Origin of the sequence: Micromonospora vulcania, from assembly GCF_042658605.1 — a bacterium.
GTDB lineage: Bacteria > Actinomycetota > Actinomycetes > Mycobacteriales > Micromonosporaceae > Micromonospora > Micromonospora vulcania.
This window is the reverse complement of record NZ_JBHSQS010000001.1, coordinates 90,038-107,547: the sequence shown is the minus strand read 5'-3', so window position 1 is coordinate 107,547 and position 17,510 is coordinate 90,038. Positions and strand designations below refer to the sequence as shown.

General features: G+C 71.1%; 14 protein-coding genes. 10 read left to right on the top strand and 4 right to left on the bottom strand.

All coding sequences use genetic code 11. From position 1 onward, the window contains the following. The first annotated feature begins 28 nt into the window (after window positions 1–28). Together ACFQGL_RS00520 and ACFQGL_RS00515 are read left to right on the top strand one after the other, a co-directional pair. Window positions 29–346, top strand: a complete 318-nt coding sequence (locus ACFQGL_RS00520) for a hypothetical protein (RefSeq protein ID WP_377503860.1) — start codon at window positions 29–31, stop codon at window positions 344–346. A gap of 230 nt (window positions 347–576) precedes the next feature. Beyond that, complete coding sequence (locus ACFQGL_RS00515) at window positions 577–1,302, top strand: methyltransferase domain-containing protein (RefSeq protein ID WP_377503858.1); 726 nt, start codon at window positions 577–579, stop codon at window positions 1,300–1,302. A 16-nt stretch (window positions 1,303–1,318) separates the two neighbouring features. On the opposite strand, the gene ACFQGL_RS00510 is transcribed toward ACFQGL_RS00515, so the two are convergent. Continuing rightward, entirely contained in the window at window positions 1,319–2,326 is a 1,008-nt protein-coding gene (locus tag ACFQGL_RS00510; RefSeq protein ID WP_377503856.1) for a LacI family DNA-binding transcriptional regulator, read from the bottom strand. A 145-nt stretch (window positions 2,327–2,471) separates the two neighbouring features. On the opposite strand from ACFQGL_RS00510, the gene arfA reads away from it, so the two are divergent. Genes arfA through ACFQGL_RS00485 form a run of 5 tightly spaced genes read left to right on the top strand, consistent with a single transcriptional unit; the run spans window position 2,472 to window position 8,236 of the window. Continuing rightward, the gene (gene arfA, locus ACFQGL_RS00505) at window positions 2,472–3,986 is read left to right on the top strand and encodes an arabinosylfuranosidase ArfA (RefSeq protein WP_377503854.1); all 1,515 of its coding nucleotides are present in this window, start codon (window positions 2,472–2,474) and stop codon (window positions 3,984–3,986) included. Between the two features lie 59 nt (window positions 3,987–4,045). Then, entirely contained in the window at window positions 4,046–5,374 is a 1,329-nt protein-coding gene (locus ACFQGL_RS00500; RefSeq protein WP_377503852.1) for an ABC transporter substrate-binding protein, read from the top strand. 6 nt (window positions 5,375–5,380) lie between these two features. Further along, a complete protein-coding gene (locus ACFQGL_RS00495; RefSeq protein ID WP_377503850.1) occupies window positions 5,381–6,346 on the top strand; it encodes a carbohydrate ABC transporter permease in 966 nt (321 codons plus the stop codon). Window positions 6,347–6,356: 10 nt separating this feature from the next. Then, window positions 6,357–7,214 (top strand): carbohydrate ABC transporter permease, encoded by an 858-nt coding sequence (locus ACFQGL_RS00490; protein WP_377503848.1) that lies wholly within the window; start codon window positions 6,357–6,359, stop codon window positions 7,212–7,214. After that, on the top strand, window positions 7,211–8,236 hold the full coding sequence (locus ACFQGL_RS00485; RefSeq protein ID WP_377503846.1) for a glycoside hydrolase family 43 protein: 1,026 nt from the start codon (window positions 7,211–7,213) through the stop codon (window positions 8,234–8,236). The genes ACFQGL_RS00490 and ACFQGL_RS00485 overlap by 4 nt, the downstream gene beginning before the upstream one ends. A 66-nt stretch (window positions 8,237–8,302) precedes the next feature. On the opposite strand, the gene ACFQGL_RS00480 is transcribed toward ACFQGL_RS00485, so the two are convergent. Next, entirely contained in the window at window positions 8,303–9,805 is a 1,503-nt protein-coding gene (locus ACFQGL_RS00480; RefSeq protein ID WP_377503844.1) for an amino acid permease, read from the bottom strand. Window positions 9,806–10,084: 279 nt separating this feature from the next. On the opposite strand from ACFQGL_RS00480, the gene ACFQGL_RS00475 reads away from it, so the two are divergent. After that, entirely contained in the window at window positions 10,085–11,791 is a 1,707-nt protein-coding gene (locus ACFQGL_RS00475) for a glycoside hydrolase family 10-like protein (protein WP_377503842.1), read from the top strand. 179 nt (window positions 11,792–11,970) lie between these two features. Beyond that, entirely contained in the window at window positions 11,971–12,510 is a 540-nt protein-coding gene (locus ACFQGL_RS00470; RefSeq protein WP_377503840.1) for a phospholipase, read from the top strand. Window positions 12,511–12,613: 103 nt separating this feature from the next. Here the strand turns inward: ACFQGL_RS00470 and ACFQGL_RS00465 are convergent, their stop codons facing one another. Together ACFQGL_RS00465 and ACFQGL_RS00460 are read right to left on the bottom strand one after the other, a co-directional pair. After that, window positions 12,614–15,454, bottom strand: coding sequence for an ATP-binding protein (locus tag ACFQGL_RS00465; protein WP_377503838.1), 2,841 nt, complete (start codon window positions 15,452–15,454; stop codon window positions 12,614–12,616). A gap of 152 nt (window positions 15,455–15,606) precedes the next feature. Then, the gene (locus ACFQGL_RS00460; protein ID WP_377503836.1) at window positions 15,607–15,828 is read right to left on the bottom strand and encodes an FmdB family zinc ribbon protein; all 222 of its coding nucleotides are present in this window, start codon (window positions 15,826–15,828) and stop codon (window positions 15,607–15,609) included. Window positions 15,829–15,980: 152 nt separating this feature from the next. On the opposite strand from ACFQGL_RS00460, the gene ACFQGL_RS00455 reads away from it, so the two are divergent. Next, window positions 15,981–17,507: a lytic murein transglycosylase gene (locus ACFQGL_RS00455; protein ID WP_377503834.1), complete on the top strand. Its 1,527-nt coding sequence runs from the start codon at window positions 15,981–15,983 to the stop codon at window positions 17,505–17,507. The last annotated feature ends 3 nt before the right edge of the window (window positions 17,508–17,510 follow it).

Here is a 17,510-nt window from a genome sequence, read left to right as displayed (position 1 = left end):
CGGGCCTCCGCAGGGTGAGAATGACGCCATGCTCAAGTGGGAGTACGCCTTGCTGGTCCGCCGCCGTCAGGCTGCGACCACCGACCTCGGCTGGGAGGTCGTCTTTGTCTGGTACGGCCCGGACGGCTCGATGGTCGACGTGACGCCGTACGGCGACACCGCGCTGGCCCACCTGAACCGGGCCGGTGACCAGGGGTGGGAGCTGGTCTCGATGAGCGAGGACCCGTCCCTGGAGGGCCTGTCCGAGTTGCACCGCTACCACCTCAAGCGGCCGAAGGCCGCCGAGCCACCGCCGCGGCAGCGGATGCGCGGCGTCCGGACCGGCCGCCGCACCCTCTCGGGCTGACCGCCGAGGGCGGGCGGCGCGACCCGGGCCTGGCCGGTGTCTCGGTTGAGCCATATACCTCAGAGGCATTTTTATGACTCTGAGGTATGTCGTTCTGCCCTGCCTTGCCCCTCGCGCCGCGACACGCCGTTCGCCGGCCGTGCCACGCCACGCCACCGCGCCGGTTCCGGCCGGGCGAGCCGGGCATACCGGGCGCGGATGCGGGTAACGCGCGGCGGGAGGTGGCCCGCATGGTCGCTTTGGCACAGACTCCGCCCTCGGCCGACCGGCTTCGGGCGATCGACGACTTCCTCGCCGACGCGTGGGCCGACCAGGTCCGGCACGACGACCGGCTGCGCGGCCTGGCGGTCGAGGTGCGGTTCGACCGGGGCGTGGCCCATCTGAGCGGGGAGGTGGCCGAGCCCGCCGAGCTGCGGCTGGTCCGGGACCTGGTGGGGCGGCTGGCCGGGGTCTACGGCGTCTGGTGCCGGGTCGGCGTGGCCGGGCGCGCGCCGGTGGTGGTGGACCTCGGTTGCGGGCCGAGCAAGCAGTGGTCCGGCAACCTGGGGCTGGACATCTATCCGGCACCGGGGGTGGACGCGGTGGCGGACCTGTCCGGCTCGCTGCCGCTGGCCGACAACTCGGTGGACGTCCTCTTCGCGGTGCACATCCTGGAGCACCTGATCGACTTCCTGCCGCTGGTGGACGAGTGCCACCGGGTACTCCGCCCGGGTGGTGTGCTGCACGTGATGAGCCCCTGGTGGGGGCATGTCAACGCGGTGGCGGACCCGACCCACGTACGGCTGATGGACGTCCAGACGTTCAAGGGGATCTGCCAACTCCGGCCGCCGGGCACCCCGCGCTGGTATCCGCTGCACTCCGGCTGCGACGGCGCCTCCATCTTCGCCGACCTCACCCCGTTGCCACCGGACGCCGACCTTCCGACCAAGTCCCACCTGGCGCGCTTCTTCGACTGACCCGACCTTGCGGCGCTCAGGATGCCTGGGAGGATTCGCGTAATTCCAGGCGGTAGGGGGCGGAGAGTTCCCGGGCGGGGGCGGCGGGGTCGCCGTCCAGACGGTTGGCGAGCAGCTCGACCGCGAGCCGGGCGATCTGTGCCTTGTCCGGGGCTACGGTGCTGAGGGTCGGGATCGAGAAGCGGCCGTCCTCGATGTCGTCGAAGCCGACCACCGACACGTCCTCGGGCACCCGCAGGCCAGCCTCGTGCAGGGCGCGCAGGGCACCCAGGGCGAGCGTGTCGTTGAAGCAGAAGACGGCGTCGGGGCGTACCCCGGAGGTGAGCAGGCCGCGCATGGCGGCCGCGCCGTCGGCGCGGTGCCAGGCCGGCGCGGGCGCCACCAGGGCCTCGTCGTAGTCGAGGCCGGCAGCCCGCAGCGCGTCGGCGTAGCCGGCCAGGCGCAGACGGGCGCTGGCGCCCTCGGCGGTGCGCTGCGAGCCGATGGCCGCGATCCGCCGCCGGCCGAGCCCGATCAGGTGGCTGGTGATCTCGCGGGCCGCGGTCACGTTGTCGATCACCACGCGGTCCGCCGGGCCGTGGTCGACCCGCTCACCGAGCAGCACCATCGGTGTGCCGTCGAGGTTGGCCAGTTCGTCCGCGGTGAGCGCCAACGGGCTGAAGATCAGCCCGTCGATCAGGTGGTCGGTGATGCCGGAGGCGACGACCCGCTCCTGCTCGCGCGCGCCGCCGGTTTGGTCGATCAGCACCGTCCAGCCGAAGTCGGCGGCCGCGGTGACCACGTAGCGGGCCAGTTCGGCGAAGTACGGGATGTCCAGTTCCGGCACGGCCAACGCGATCACGCCGGTGCGGCCCTTGCGCAGGTGGCGGGCGGAGAGGTTGGGCCGGTAGTTGAGCTCGGCAATCGCCTCCTCGACCCGGGCGCGGGTGTCCGGACGGACGTGCACGTAACCGTTCACCACGTTCGAAACGGTCTTTACCGACACGCCGGCACGTTCGGCCACGTCCTTGAGCCTGTGTCGCACTCCGCAACCTCCCCGATGTAACCCAGCGCACCATACCTCGTCATCAGCCCTTTACAACGTTGCCTACAACGTTGTAGAAACGGTGAACACCGGGTGGGCGGTGACTGCGGTCACCCGGCACCGGCAATGAGGAAAGGTGGCACCCTTGCGGACCGCGCAGCTGACGATCGACCCGGCCTTCTCGATCGGACCGGCCGACCGACGTCTCTTCGGCTCCTTCGTCGAGCACATGGGGCGGTGCGTCTACGGCGGGATCTACGAGCCCGGCCACCCCACCGCCGACTCCCGCGGCCTGCGCCGCGACGTGCTGGAGCTGACCCGCGAGCTGGGCGTCTCGGTGGTCCGCTACCCGGGCGGCAACTTCGTCTCCGGCTACCGCTGGGAGGACGGGGTGGGGCCGGTCGGCGACCGGCCGCGCCGGCTCGACCTGGCCTGGAAGACGATCGAGACCAACGCGTTCGGGCTGGACGAGTTCATGACCTGGGCCGCCGAGGCCGGCGTCGAGCCGATGATGGCGGTCAACCTGGGCACCCGCGGCGTGCAGGAGGCACTGGACCTGCTGGAGTACGCCAACCACCCGGGCGGCACCGAGCTCTCCGACCTGCGGCGTAAGCACGGCGCGGAGGACCCGTACGGGGTGCGGCTGTGGTGCCTGGGCAACGAGATGGACGGCCCGTGGCAGGTCGGCCACAAGACCGCCGACGAGTACGGCCGGCTGGCCGCCGAGGCCGCCCGGGCGATGAAGATGATCGACCCGTCGATCAGCCTGGTCGCCTGCGGCAGCTCCAACCGTCGGATGCCCACGTTCGCCGCGTGGGAGGCGACCGTGCTGGAGCACACCTACGAGCACGTCGACTACATCTCGGCGCACACCTACTACGACCCGTCCGACGGCGACCAGGCCAGCATCCTGGCCTCGGCCGTCGACATGGACAACTTCATCACCGAGGTCGTCGCGACCGCCGACCACGTGGCCGCCAAGCAGCGGCACAAGCGCAAGCTGAAGATCTCCTTCGACGAGTGGAACGTCTGGTACGAGTCCCGCCTCCAGGCCGACCTGGACCGGCGCGGCTGGGTCGAGGCCCCGGCGCTGATCGAGGACGACTTCACGGCGGTGGACGCGGTGGTGGTCGGCGACCTGCTGATCACCCTGCTGCGGCACGCGGACCGGGTCGGCGTGGCCGCCCAGGCCCAGCTCGCCAACGTGATCGCACCGATCCGTACCCGCAACGGTGGCCCCGCCTGGCGGCAGAGCATATTCCACCCGTTCGCGCTGACCGCCCGGTACGCCCGGGGCACCGTGCTGCGTACCGAGCCGGTGTCGCCGCGCTACGACACGAAGAGGTTCGGCGAGGTGCCGGTGCTCGACACGGTCGCCGTGCACGACGAGGAGACCGGCGAGCTGACCGTGTTCGCGGTCAACCGCGACACCACCGACCTCCCCCTGGAGATCGACCTGCGCGGCCTGCCGGGCATGTCCGGTCTGTCCTTGCAGAGCATCGCTGCCGGGTCTGACCCGTCGGCGACGAACACCGAGGCCGAGCCCGACCGGGTGACGCCTCAGGAACTGCCCACCCCCACCACCGACGGCGGACGGTGCACCGTGCGACTGCCCGCCGTCTCCTGGAGCGTCCTGCGCTTCGGCCCGGCTGGCGCCTGATGTCGTACCGGGTTTGAGCAGGCACAATTCATTCCGTCCCCCCAAGGAGAGATACCAGCATGATCCAGAACGACATGAGCCGGCGGCGCCTGCTCGGCCTCGGACTCGGACTTGGTGCCGCGGCCTCGCTGACCCTCGCCGGCTGCGGCGGCGGTGACAGCGACTCCGGACCGGCCGCCGGCAACGGCGGCAAGGAGTACACCGGCCCGAAGGTCGACCTGAAGCTGTGGAACGGCTTCACCGGCGGCGACGGTGACATCTTCAAGACGCTGGTGAACCAGTTCAACACCGAGCACCAGAACATCGCCGTGTCGGTGGCCACGTACCAGTGGGAGGACTACTACAACAAGCTCCCCGGTGCGGCCTCCAGCGGCAACGGCCCGGACATCGCGGTCATGCACATGGACCAGCTCGCCACCTTCGCCGCTCGCGGCGTCATCACCGAGCTGGACGACGTGGCCAAGAACCTGGAGCTCTCCGAGGGGGACTTCGCCCCCACCGTGTGGCAGGGCGGGCTCTACAACAACAAGCGGTACGGCATCCCGCTGGACATGCACCCGCTGGGCTTCTACTACAACAAGGCCGTCATGCAGAAGGCCGGCCTCGACCCGAACAAGCCGCCGACCACCAGGGACGAGTACGAGGCGGCCCTGGGCGAGCTGAAGAAGTCCGGCGTACAGGGCTTCTGGATCAGCCCGTTCCAGTTCACCGGCGGGATGACCTTCTACTCCCTGCTCAACCAGTGGGGCGGCACCCTCTTCGACGCCGAGGTGACCAAGGCCACCTTCAACTCCGACCCGGCGGTCGAGGCGTGCACCTGGCTGGTCGACATGATCAAGCAGGGGCACTCGCCGGCCAACGTCGGCCAGGACGCCGAGTACCTGGCGTTCAAGAGCAACAAGAACGCCTTCACCTGGAACGGCATCTGGCAGATCAACGACCTGAAGAAGAGCCCCGAGGTGCAGTGGGGGGTCGCCCCGCTGCCCCAGATCGGCAGCAAGAAGGCGGCCTGGGCCAACTCGCACAACTTCACCATCGTGAAGCAGCGGGCCGCCAACGCCAACAAGCTCGCCGGGTCGAAGGTCTTCATCAACTGGCTGAGCCAGCACTCGCTGGACTGGGCCAAGGGCGGCCAGGTGCCGGCCCGCAAGGCGGTCCGCGAGAGCGCCGAGTTCAAGGCGCTGCCGGAGATCTCGCTGCTCGCCCCCGAGCTGGAGTACGCGGCGTTCCCGCCGGCGACCCCGGGCCTCGGCGAGGTCATCAAGACCTTCTACGACACGTTCAACGTGGCCGCGCTGGGCAAGAAGTCGCCGAAGCAGGCGCTCGACGACGGGGTGGCCAAGGCCAACAAGCAGCTCGAGGACAACCGCAAAAAGTACGGGAGCTGATAACCAGTGGCGGACGTGATCGAGGTCGGGGCGGCGCGCGGTGACGCGCCGCCCTCGGCGGCCAACGGAGCCCGCCGGGGCGCTTCGGCGAGCCGGACCGGACGGGCGACGCCATATCTGTTCCTCGCCCCGTACCTGGTCCTGTTCGGGGTCTTCGGCCTGTTGCCGATCGTCCTCGGCCTCTGGCTGAGCGTGCACCAGTGGGACTTCCAGTTGCCCAACCGGCCGTTCGTCGGGCTGGACAACTACAAGGAGTTGTTCTCCAGCGACTCCGCCATCTACGGCGACTGGTGGGAGAGCGTCCGCGCCACCGCGATCTTCACGGTGTTGTCGGTGCCGCTGCTGGTGGTCGTACCGCTCGGGTTGGCGATGTTGCTGAACCGCTCCTTCCCGGGTCGGACGTTCTTCCGGGCGATCTACTTCGCGCCGTACGTACTGGGCGTCGCGGTGATCGGCCTGCTCTGGCGGTTCCTGCTCGACGCCAACCTGGGCCTGGTCAACCGGCTCCTCGGGGCCGTCGGACTGCCGTCGGACACCCCGTGGGTGACCAACATGCCGTGGGCGTGGATCTCGCTGGTCGGTGTCACCGTCTGGTGGACCTCCGGCTTCAACGCGGTGATCTACCTGGCCGGCCTGCAGGACATCTCGCCGGAGCTGTACGAGGCCGCCCGAATGGACGGCGCCAACGCCTGGCAGCGGTTCCGCAACGTCACGCTGCCCGGGCTGCGTCCGGTGCTGCTCTTCGTGATCACCACGACCGTGCTCGCCTCGGCGAACATGTTCGGCCAGTCGTTCCTGATCACCCAGGGGGCGCCCGGTACGGAGACCCGCACGGTGGTCTGGTTCATCGTCGAGGAGGGCCTGCGGAACAACAACGCCGGTAAGGCCGCCGCGATGAGCATCGTGTTCGCCCTGATGCTGGCGGTCGTGAGCATCGCCAACTTCCGCCTCTTCCGCTACCGGGAAGACTGAGGGGACCGCCATGACGACGCCCACGCCGACCACCGGCGGCTCCGCATCGGGGCTGCGCCGGGTCGGGCTCTACGCCGCCCTGGTCGGGCTGGCCCTGGTCTTCCTGACCCCGCTGGTGTGGATGGTCATCACCTCGCTGAAGACCTACACCGCCGCCCAGCAGATCCCGCCGAGCTGGCTGCCCAACCCCGTCGCCGGCTACGGCTACGAGCAGATCCTCAACAACACCGCCAATCCGGTGCTGCGCTGGTTCCTCAACAGCATGGTGGCCGCCACGCTGCACTCGCTGCTGGTGCTGGTGACCGCCTCGATGGCCGCGTACGCCCTGGCCCGGCTGCGGTTCCGGGGGCGCGGGGTGACCTTCGCGCTGATCGTCGGGACGCTGTTCATCCCGCCGACCTCGCTGATCATCCCGAACTTCCTGATCGTCAACGAGCTCAACTGGATCGACACGCTCGCCGTCGTGGTGGTGCCCGGCGCGGCCAGCGCGTTCGGCGTGTTCTTCCTGCGGCAGTTCTTCCTCTCGCTCCCCAACGAGCTGGAGGAGGCCGCCACGCTGGACGGCGCCAACCAGTGGCAGATCTTCTACAAGGTGGTGCTGCCGCTGTCCAAGCCGGCGCTGGCCACCCTGGCCGTACTGTCGTTCCTCACCAACTGGAACGACTTCCTCTGGCCGATCTTCGTGCTGTTCAGCCCGGAGAAGCTCACCCTGCCGCCGGGCCTGGGCCTGCTCCAGGGCTCGTACGTCACCGACTACCCAGTGATCATGGCGGGCGCGGTGCTGGCCAGCCTGCCGGTGCTGATCCTCTTCGTACTGGCCCAGCGGCACATCATCCAGGGCGTCTCCCGCAGCGGTCTGAAGGGATGACGGCGGCACCAATCCTGCGTCGCGGCGCGGCGGCGATCACCATCGCCGCCGCGTTGCTCGTCGCGGGCTGCGCCAGCGACAGCGAACCCACCCCCACGAGCAGCGGGAGCGACCCCAGCATGTTCACCAACCCGGTCGTGCGTACCGACGCACCAGACCCGCAGGCGATCCAGGTGGGCGACACCTGGTATCTGTTCCACACCAACTCCGGGGGCCGCAACGTCCCGGTGCTCACCTCGACCGACCTGGTCGACTGGACCGAGGCCGGGGACGCCCTGCCGACGCTGCCGGACTGGGCGGACGCCGGCAAGACCTGGGCACCCGAGGCGATCCAGCTGGCACCGGACCGTTTCCTTCTCTACTACACCGTCGCCGGTCGGGAATCCGGGCGGCAGTGCGTTGGGCGGGCGGTGGCCAGCGCGCCGCAGGGTCCGTACCGGGACGACTCGACCGGCCCGCTGATCTGCCAGGCCGACCTGGGCGGGGCGATCGACGCGAGCCCGTTCCGGGACACCGACGGCAGCCTCTGGTTGCTGTGGAAGAACGACGGCAACGCGATCGGGGTCGACACCTGGCTCTGGTCGCAGCGCCTCGCGGACGACGGCCTGACCCTCGTGGGCGAGCCGACGAAGCTACTCAAGCAGTCCGAGCCGTGGGAGGGCACCCTGATCGAGGGGCCGTTCTTCCACCGTCAGGACGGCCGGCTGCACCTCTTCTTCGCGGCCAACGCCTACGACCGGGCCGAGTACGCCGAGGGCTACGCGGTCTGCGAGAGCCCGACCGGCCCGTGCGTGAAGGCCGCCGAGAACCCGATCCTGAAGACCAGCGACGCCGCGTCCGGCCCCGGCCACGCCTCGATGGTGGTCAAGGACGGCCGCACCTGGCTGCTGTACCACGCCTGGCCGCCCGGGCAGGAGGGCAGCACCGACCCGGGCCGCCAACTCTGGCTGGACGAGGTGACCTGGGTCGACGGCAAGCCCGTCGTACAGGGCCCGACCGCCGGCCCGCAGCGCCGCCCCTGAGGGGTAAGGAAGGGTCCCTTGCTATCGCCTCGTGTATAGCAAGGGACCCTTCCTTACCAACAACCTTCAGATCTCGGCCGCCGGCTCGCGGGGTGCCGGCACCACCGCGTCCTCGTTTCGGGCCAGCCGGTTGCGGCGGTAGCCGTAGCCGAAGTAGATCAACCCACCGAGCAGCATCCACGCCAGGAACCGCAGCCACGTCTCCACCGACAGGTTGAGCATCAGGTAGAGGCAGGCCAGCGCGGAGACGATCGGCAGCGCCGGCGAGAACGGCACCCGGAACGGCCGTTCCAGGTCCGGCCGCTTACGACGCAGGATCGGCACCGCGATCGAGACCAGTACGAACGCACAGAGCGCGCCGATGCTGACCAGGTCGGCCAGTGCGGAGAGCGGCAGGAAGCCGGCCAGCAACGCGACCGCCACCGTCATGATCGCCGAGACCCGGTACGGGGTGCCCCAGCGCGGATGCACCGCGGCGATCGACGGTGGGATCAACCCGTCCCGCGCGATGGCGAAGCCGATCCGGCCCATCGCCACCAGGTCGACCAGGATGACGCTGGTCAGGCCGGCGACGGCGGCGATGGAGACCAGTACGGCCGCCCAACCGGCACCGACCGCCTCGAAGGCCGACGCGATCGGGGCACCCCGGTCGATCTCGGTGTACGGCACCATCCCGACCACCACCAGCGATACGCCGATGTAGAGCACGGTGGAGATCAGCAGCGTGCCCAGCAGGCCGAGGGTGAGGTCGCGCTTGGGCTTCTTCGTCTCCTCACCCAGGTTGGCCACCGCCTCGAAGCCGGTGTACGCGAAGAAGACGACCGCGGCGGCGCTGAGCACCCCGACGAACCCGAAGACCGACGGCTCCAGCCCGAAGAGCGCCTGGGTGACCGGCTGCTTGATGCCGTCGTCACCGCTACCGGCCGGCTCGGCCGGCGGGACGAACGGGCTGAGGTTGGCCGCCTTGACGAAGAACAGCCCCGCGACCACCACGAAGACGCAGATCGCCACCTTGACCAGCACCAGCAGGTTGGTGATCCGGGCGGACTCGCGGACGCCGACGATCGCGACGACGCCGAGGGTCAGGACGATGGCGATCGCGCCCACGTTGACCGTGCTGCCCTCCTCGCCGAACCAGCGGGTCGGCAGGTCGAGCAGTTCGGCCAGGTAGCCGGACCAGCCGCGGGCCACCACCGCCGCGCCGAGCGCGAACTCCAGCAGCAGGTCCCAGCCGATGATCCACGCGACGATCTCGCCCATGGTGGCGTACGCGTAGGTGTAGGCGCTGCCGGCGGTCGGAACGCTGGAGGCCAGCTCGGCATAGCAGAGCGCGGCCAGCAGGGCGACCACCCCGGCGATGGCGAAGGAGATCACCACGCCCGGACCGGCGCTGTCCCGGGCCTCGATCCCGGTGAGCGTGAAGATTCCGGTGCCGATCACGATGCCGATGCCGAAGCCGGTGAGGTCGACCGCTCCGAGCCGCCGCTTCAGCGCCGGCCGGCCGTCGGCGTCGTCCCCCTCGCTCTGGGCTATCACGTCCTTGATCGGTTTTGTGCGCAGCACGGACACGCGCCCACCCCTCCCACCGTGCGACCACCACCACGGCGGCCGGTGATCGGGGTTTGCTACCCAGCGGAGGAAACCGTCAACCCCGCATGGCCACACCGACCCCGTCACGGCGAGCGAACGTGACGATCGGGGCCATTCGGCGGCACACGATCCGGCGTCAACTCTTGCGGGAACCGCGTGAAGTGTGAAAATTTTCTTCCAGCGGCAGATAGTCAGCGGCGAATCTTGCCGACAAGGCCGCGCCGAACACCCGGGAGCCCCAACGAAGGGACACACCGCATGAAGGCAACTCGGCTCGGAGCCGCCGGGCTGGTCGCAGCCCTGCTCGGCACGCTCGTCGCCGCCACCCCCGCGAGCGCTGCCACCCCCGCGAGCGCCGCCACCCCCGCGAGCGCCGCCACCCCCGCGAGCGCTGCGCCCGGCGCCGCCTCCACCGCCACCTGCGTCACCGACCCGGCCACCCCGAAGCGGCAGTTCCGGGCCATGTGGATCTCGTCGGTGGTCAACATCGACTGGCCCAGCAAGGCGTCCCAGACCGACCCGGACCGGATCGCGGCCCAGCAGGCCGAATACCGGGCACTGCTCGACCTCGCCGAGCGGCTGAACCACAACGCGGTCGTCGTGCAGGTCCGGCCGACCGCCGACGCGCTCTGGCCCTCGCCGTACGAGCCCTGGTCGGAGTACCTGACCGGGGTGCGCGGTCAGGACCCGGGCTGGGATCCGCTGGCCTTCCTGGTCGCCGAGTCGCACCGGCGCAACCTGGAGTTCCACGCCTGGTTCAACCCGTACCGCGTCTCCATGCCGGCCCCCGGCGGTGCCGGCGCGGACCTCGCACAGCTCGCTCCCGGCCACCCGGCCCGGCAGCACCCGGACTGGACCTTCGCCTACCCGCCGGCCGGCGTGGCCGGCAGCCGGCTCTACTACAACCCCGGCGTTCCAGAGGTACGCGAGTTCGTGCAGACCGCGATGATGGACGCGGTCAGCCGGTACGACATCGACGGGGTGCACTTCGACGACTACTTCTACCCCTACCCGAGCGGCACGTACCAGGTGCCGGACGACGCCACCTTCGCGGCGTACAACCGGGGGTTCACCGACCGGGCCGACTGGCGGCGGGACAACATCAACCTGCTGATCCAGGAGATGAGCGGCAAGATCAAGGCAGCGAAGCCGTGGGTGAAGTTCGGGGTCAGCCCGTTCGGCATCTGGCGCAACCAGACCGCCGACCCGCTCGGCTCGGACACCACCGGCAGCCAGTCCTACGACATCATCTCCGCCGACACCCGCAAGTGGGTCAAGCAGGAGTGGATCGACTACGTGGTGCCGCAGCTCTACTGGTACATCGGCCAGTACCCGGCGGCCGACTACGCGCGGCTGGTGCCGTGGTGGGCCGAGACCGTGCGCGGGACGCGTGTGCAGCTCTACATCGGCCAGGCCGACTACAAGAGCGGTGACGCGGCGTACGGGCCGTTCTGGCAGAACCCGCGGGAGCTGTCCGATCACCTGACACTCAACCGGGCCTACCCGGAGGTGCAGGGCAACGTGCACTTCTCCGCCGTCCAGGTACGGGCCAACCGACTCGGCGCCACCGACATCTACGCCGCCGAGCACTACTCCCGCCCGGCGCTGGTGCCGGCCATGACACACCTGCCGGCCAAGCCGCTGCTCTTCCCGGTGGTCACCAGGACCGCACGGGAGGCCGACGGGGTGCGGTTGACCTGGCGTCAGCCGGCCGACGGCGTCGGCCCTCTGGGCACCGCCACCTCGTACGCGATCTACCGGTTCGACGGCAGCACGCTGCCCGGCCGGTGCGGCACGGCGGACGCCGCGCACCTGGTCGACACCGTTCGGGCCACGCCCGGCGGGACGCAGTCCTGGGTGGACACCACGGCCGAGCCCGGCCGGCGGTACACCTACCAGCTGACCGCGCTGGACCGCTCGGCCAACGAGAGCCCGACCAGCCCACCGGCCTTCGTCCTGCGCTGACCGTACGACCCTCGCCGGATGCCCCGGGTGCCGTCGCGCACCCGGGGCATTCGTCTGTTTCAACGTATGTCACCAATAGTTGGCACGACACATACCGACAAGTTGATCAGTTAATCGAGACTTCTCGACATCCGGTAACCCGCCGGTAACTTATTCCCCGCACACCTGCGGAGGTACCCGTGTCCCGACGTCTCTCCACCCTCCTCGCCTCGGGCGCGCTCGCGCTGCTCGCCACCGTCGTCATCGCCTCCCCCGCCGCCGCCGCTGTGACCCCCGCACAGAAGCTGTCGGTGCTCTCCAGCTGGACCCAGACCAGCGCGTCCAGCTACAACGCCTGGAACAGCGCCCGCACCAACCAGGGCGCCTGGGCCGAGTACGCCTTCAACTGGTCCACCGACTACTGCTCGACCAGCCCGGACAACCCGCTCGGGTTCACCTTCAACCTCGGCTGCTACCGGCACGACTTCGGCTACCGCAACTACAAGGCGGTCGGTCAGTTCCCCGCCAACAAGTCCCGGCTGGACAGCGCCTTCTACGAGGACCTGAAGCGGGTCTGTGCCACGTACAACGCGGTCGTCCGACCGGCCTGCTACAGCCTGGCCTGGACCTACTACCAGGCGGTCAGCATCTTCGGTTCGGTCGCGGCCGTCCAGCAGGCCGACATCGACCGTGCCGCCCGAATGAAGGCCGACGCCGAACGCCGCGCCGCCACCCGCTAGAACCCCACCCCTACCCCCACCCGGCCGCGTTGATCAAGAGGTTTCGGTCACCGGAAGCCCGTTTCCTGACCGGAACCTCTTGATCAACAAGGGTGGGTGGGGGTCAGGCGTGTTCGGTTCGGGTTGCCGGGTGGCGATCCGCGTCGGAGGAGTGGGGTGCGACCGGCTGGGACAGCCCGGTGCTGAACCGGATCGAGTCCTCGGCCAGATCCGGGTGCTCGACATCCAGTGCCAGCGCCGCCGCCTCGTCCAACCCCAGCTCGGCACCCTCGCCGTACGCGTCGTCGAAGGCCACGTCGCCCAGCGCCGCGCGGAGATCGGCCTGCTGGTTTGCCCAGTAGACGCCGTAGATGCCCGGCGTGGAGCGCATGCTGGCCCGGGTGGCCTGCGCGGCCCCGAACAGTCGGGCCGCGGTCAACCGGTCCCCGCCGGCCGCGCAGCGCACCGCAATGGCGTTCAACGTGTCACACGCCCGGCCGTGGTAGCCGTGACCCATCCGGGAGCGCAGCGCCACCAACAGATGCTCGTGCGCCGCGATCACGTCGCCCCGGGCCAGCGCGACCATACCGAGCAGCATGTCCACCGAGCGCCGGCCCCGCTCCACCGGCCGGGCCGCCTCCACCGGGCGGACCGCTCCCAGCAGATCCGCCGCCTCCTCCAGGGCACCCCGTCGCCAGAGCAGCTCGGCCAGGCTGAACACCGCGAACAGCGCCTCGCCGACCACGTCCTGCCCGTGCGCCCAGTCGATGACCTCCCGGCACACCCGTTCGGCCTCGACGAACTGTCCCATGTCGACCAACGGCGCGGCCCGCCCGGCGAGCACCCGGGCCAGCAGCCCGGCGTCGCCGGCCTGCCGGGCAGCGGCCTCGGCCCGCTGGGAGAAGCGCAGCTCCTCGGCGAACTCGCCGTCCGCGCCGGCGTGCAGCGAATGCATGTGGTACGCCGCTGCCAGCTCCGCCTCGGGGATCCGCTCGCCGGTCTCGGCGATCCGCCCGTACAACCGGAACAGCCAGAGCCGCCCCTCCCGGGCCAGCCCACGCTCGCGCCACCACTGGTCCAGGCCGCCGGCCAGGCCGATACCGGCGCGGGCGCTACCGCCGGTGGCGCACCAGCGCAGTGCCGCCCGCAGTTCCCCGGCCAACGGGTCGAGCGCGTAGAGCGACAGCGTCACGGGCCGGCCGTCCGGGCCCAGGTGGGCCCGCTCCAGCGCGTGTGCCGACCAGGCCACGTGCCGGTCCCGGGCCGCCTGCTCCTCGCCCGCCTCGGCCAACCTCCGCGCCGCGTACGCGCGGATCGGGTCGAGCATTCGGTAGGTGCTGCCCGCGGCGCGCGGCTCGGCGAGCACCATCGACTTGTCCACCAGCACCGACAACGGATCCAGCGGGTCGTCCCCCAGCAGCCACTCCACCGTCGGCAGGTCCACCGGCCCGGCGAAGACCGCCAGCCAACGCAGCAGCCGGGCGGCCCGAGGCCCCAACGTGCGGTACGACCAGGTGACGGTGGCCTGCATGGTCACGTGCCGCTCGGCGGCCGACCGCTGCACCGCCCGGCTCGCCGGGCTGGGCGGCGACGCCCCCGACGCAGCGGCCACCAGGTCCACGGTGTCCTGCTGGTTGCCCGACCAGCCCCGCTCCACGGGCGACGGTCCCGGGTCCTCCCGGCCGGCGTCCAGCGTGCCGAGCACGTCGTCCAGCCGCTCGGCGAGCTGGCCGACGGAGAGCACCCGCAGCCGCGCGGCGGCCAGCTCGATGGCGAGCGGTAGACCGTCCAACCGCTGGACCACCCGGCGCAGGTCGGCCGACTCGGCCGGGTCCGGTTGACGGCCACCACGGGCCGCCGCCGTACGGTCCAGCAGCAACGCCACCGCGTCGCTCTCCGCGCCGTCCGGGCGGGGATCGACCGACAACGGCGGGATCCGCCACACCACCTCGCCGGGCAGGCTGAACGACTCCCGGCTGGTGGCCAGCACCCGCACGCCGCCCCCACCGGAGAGCAGGCGGGAGATCACCTCCGCGCACGCCGACGGCTGCGAGTCGCAGGTGTCCAGCACGATCAGCACCCGGCGAGCCGCCGCGTACTCGACCAGGGTGTCCACCATCGGACGGCCCGGCTCGGGTCGCAGCCCGAGCACCGCGGCGATGGCGAACGCCACCAGCCCCGGGTCGGTCACCGCGGCGATGTCGACGAACCAGACCCCGTCCGGGTACGCCTCGACGACTCCACTGGCCAGCTCCACCGCGAGTCGGGTCTTGCCCGCGCCACCCGCGCCCAGCACGGTGACCAGCCGGTGCTGCTCCACCAGCCGGCCCAGCTCGACCCGCTCCTCGCGCCGGCCGACGAACGACGTCACCTGACTCGGCAGGTTGTGTGCCACCGCGTCGGCGGTACGCGGACGCGGGAACTGCCGCTCCAGGCCGGGCGCGACCAGCTGGAACAGCCGTTCCCGGTCGTCGAAGCCACGCAGCCGGTGCAGGCCCAGATCAAGCAGGCTGGCACCCAGCGGCAGCGGCTCGGCCCGTCGGGCGGTGGACGCCGAACAGAGCACCTGACCACCGTGGGCGGCGGCCGCCACCCGGGCCGCGCGGTGCACCTCGGGACTGGCGTACTCCCCGTCGCGCGGCTCGGCGTAGCCGGTGTGCAGGCCCATCCGCACCCGGGGCGCGGCCTCCGGAGTCGGCCAGTCGTGGTTCGCCAGCGCCCGCTGGGCGGTCAGGCAGGCGGTCAGCGCCGCGGCCGCGTCGTCGAAGGCCAGGAAGAACGAGTCGCCCTCGGTCAGCAACTCGGCGCCACCGGTGGTGGCCAAGGTCCGCCGCAGCAGTCGGCGATGCTCGGCGAGCACCGGGCGGTAATCCGGGCCGAGCAGCTGAGCCAGCCGGGTCGAGCCCTCGATATCGGTGAACACGAAGGTCACCCAACCGCTCGGGAGCTGGATCCGTGGCGACATGCGTGGAACCTCCGCCCGTGACGTCGGGTTCATGCTGCCTGAGTCCGCCAGGTCACGCATCGTGAGAACGGCCGGGCAGATGCCGCCTCAAAGTGCCACTCGTACCCGTTCGCGGCAAGGCCGGCCCACCGGGCGGCGGAAAATCGGCCCAATCAGCAGCCGCAGGCACCGCCGCAGCAACCGCCGCCGGAGGACGCCGGGGCGCCGTTGCCGGAACCTCCCGCACCCCGGCCGGTGACCGCGACCGCGGAGAGCAGTTTGACGGTGTCGTCGTGGCCCTGCGGGCAGGTGGCCGGCGCACCGGCCGCCGCCATTGGACGGTTGACCTCGAAGGTGTCACCACAGGCGCGGCAGCGGAACTCGTACCGGGGCATGGCAACAGGGTACGTCCGGGAATGACGCCCGGCGAGGCATGGGTGATACTCGACGGGTGGTGGACGGCGAGGACAGAACGCGTGTGCGACCGCTTCGACCGGCCGCGCCGCTGGACGGGCCGCTCGAAGGTTCCGGAGCTGCGCCTGATCCGGTGCCCCGGGCCGTGCCCCGCCCCCGCCGGCCCTGGCTGAGCGGCGGCGCCCCCGACAAGCCCACGCCACCGGCGGAGACCGTGGCGACCGCACCCGCCCAGGCCCCGAAATCCGAGGCCCCCACTGCCGATCAGGTGGAGGCGAAGCCGGCCACCGACCCGGGCGTGTCGAGCCCGGCCGCCGAGCCGACCGCCGAGAGTCGGGCGGCCGGGCCGGGCACCGACGCGCCAGACGACGACCCGAAGGCCGACACCGGCCGGACCGGCGACACGACGACCGACACCGTCCCGGTCACGGACCCGAAGGCCGACACCTCGGCCGGCGTCACGAAGACCGACGCCGCCCCGGCCGACGACACCAAGCCCGCCACCGTCCCGGCTGGAGACCCGAAGACCGACACCGTCCCGGCAGGCGACACGAAGGCCGACACCGTCCCGGCCGACGACACCAAGACCGACACCGTCCCGGCTGAAGAGCCGAAGACCGAGACCTCGGCCAGCGCCGCCGCAGGTCTGGCGGCCACCAAGGTGGACGTTGCCGCCAGCGCGCCGACGGGAGACCCGGGCCGGCGGCGGCGGGTGCCGTTCGCGCACGCCGTACGTCTGCCACCGCCGCGCCAGGCGGCGGCGACCGCGGCCCGGGCGACCCGGGCGTGGGCCCGGCGACCGAGCGGCCGACTCACCCTGCCCGGCGTCTTCCTGCTCGCCCTGGTGGCCGCCAGCGCCGCGGCGGGCGCGGTGCTCGTCCCGTCCACCATCCGCGCGCCCCGGCCGGTGGCGATCGACGCCTCCGCCGCGCCGACCACGGCCGTCCCGCCGGCGGTGCCGTCCGGGCTGCCCGGCGGTGCGCCACTGCCCACCAGCCCGTTCCCGACCAGTCCGCCGCTCACCAGCACCTTCCCGCCCGCCGGTGGATCCACCGGCGGTCCGATCGGCCCACCGGTGGGCGTCGGGCGCCCCTCGGACGTCCTCGCCGGCTGGGCCCAGCAGGTCGGCGCCAAGGTCGGGATTCCGCCGGCGGCCATGCAGGCGTACGGCTACGCCGAGCTGGTGCTCGGCCAGACCAACCGCAGTTGCGCGCTGAGCTGGACCACGCTGGCCGCGATCGGTCAGGTCGAATCCGGGCACGGCTCGGCCAACGGCGCCCGGTTGGGGCTGGACGGCAAGGTGCTTCCCGAGATCATCGGCCTGCGGTTGGACGGGAACGGCGGTCGGATGCGGATCATCGACACCGACCGCGGGGCGCTCGACAAGGACACCGAGTTCGACCGGGCCATCGGCCCGATGCAGTTCATCCCGACCACCTGGCAGGAGATCGGCGCGGACGCCGACAACGACGGCCGCAAGGACCCACACGACCTGGACGACGCCGCCCTTGCGGCAGGCAACTACCTGTGCAAGAACGGCCGCAACCTGAGCATTCCGGGTGACTGGTGGAACGCCATTTTGTCGTACAACGACGTGCGCCGGTACGCCCAGGACGTCTACGACAACGCAAACCGGTACGGACAGGCCAGCCGCACGTGAAGT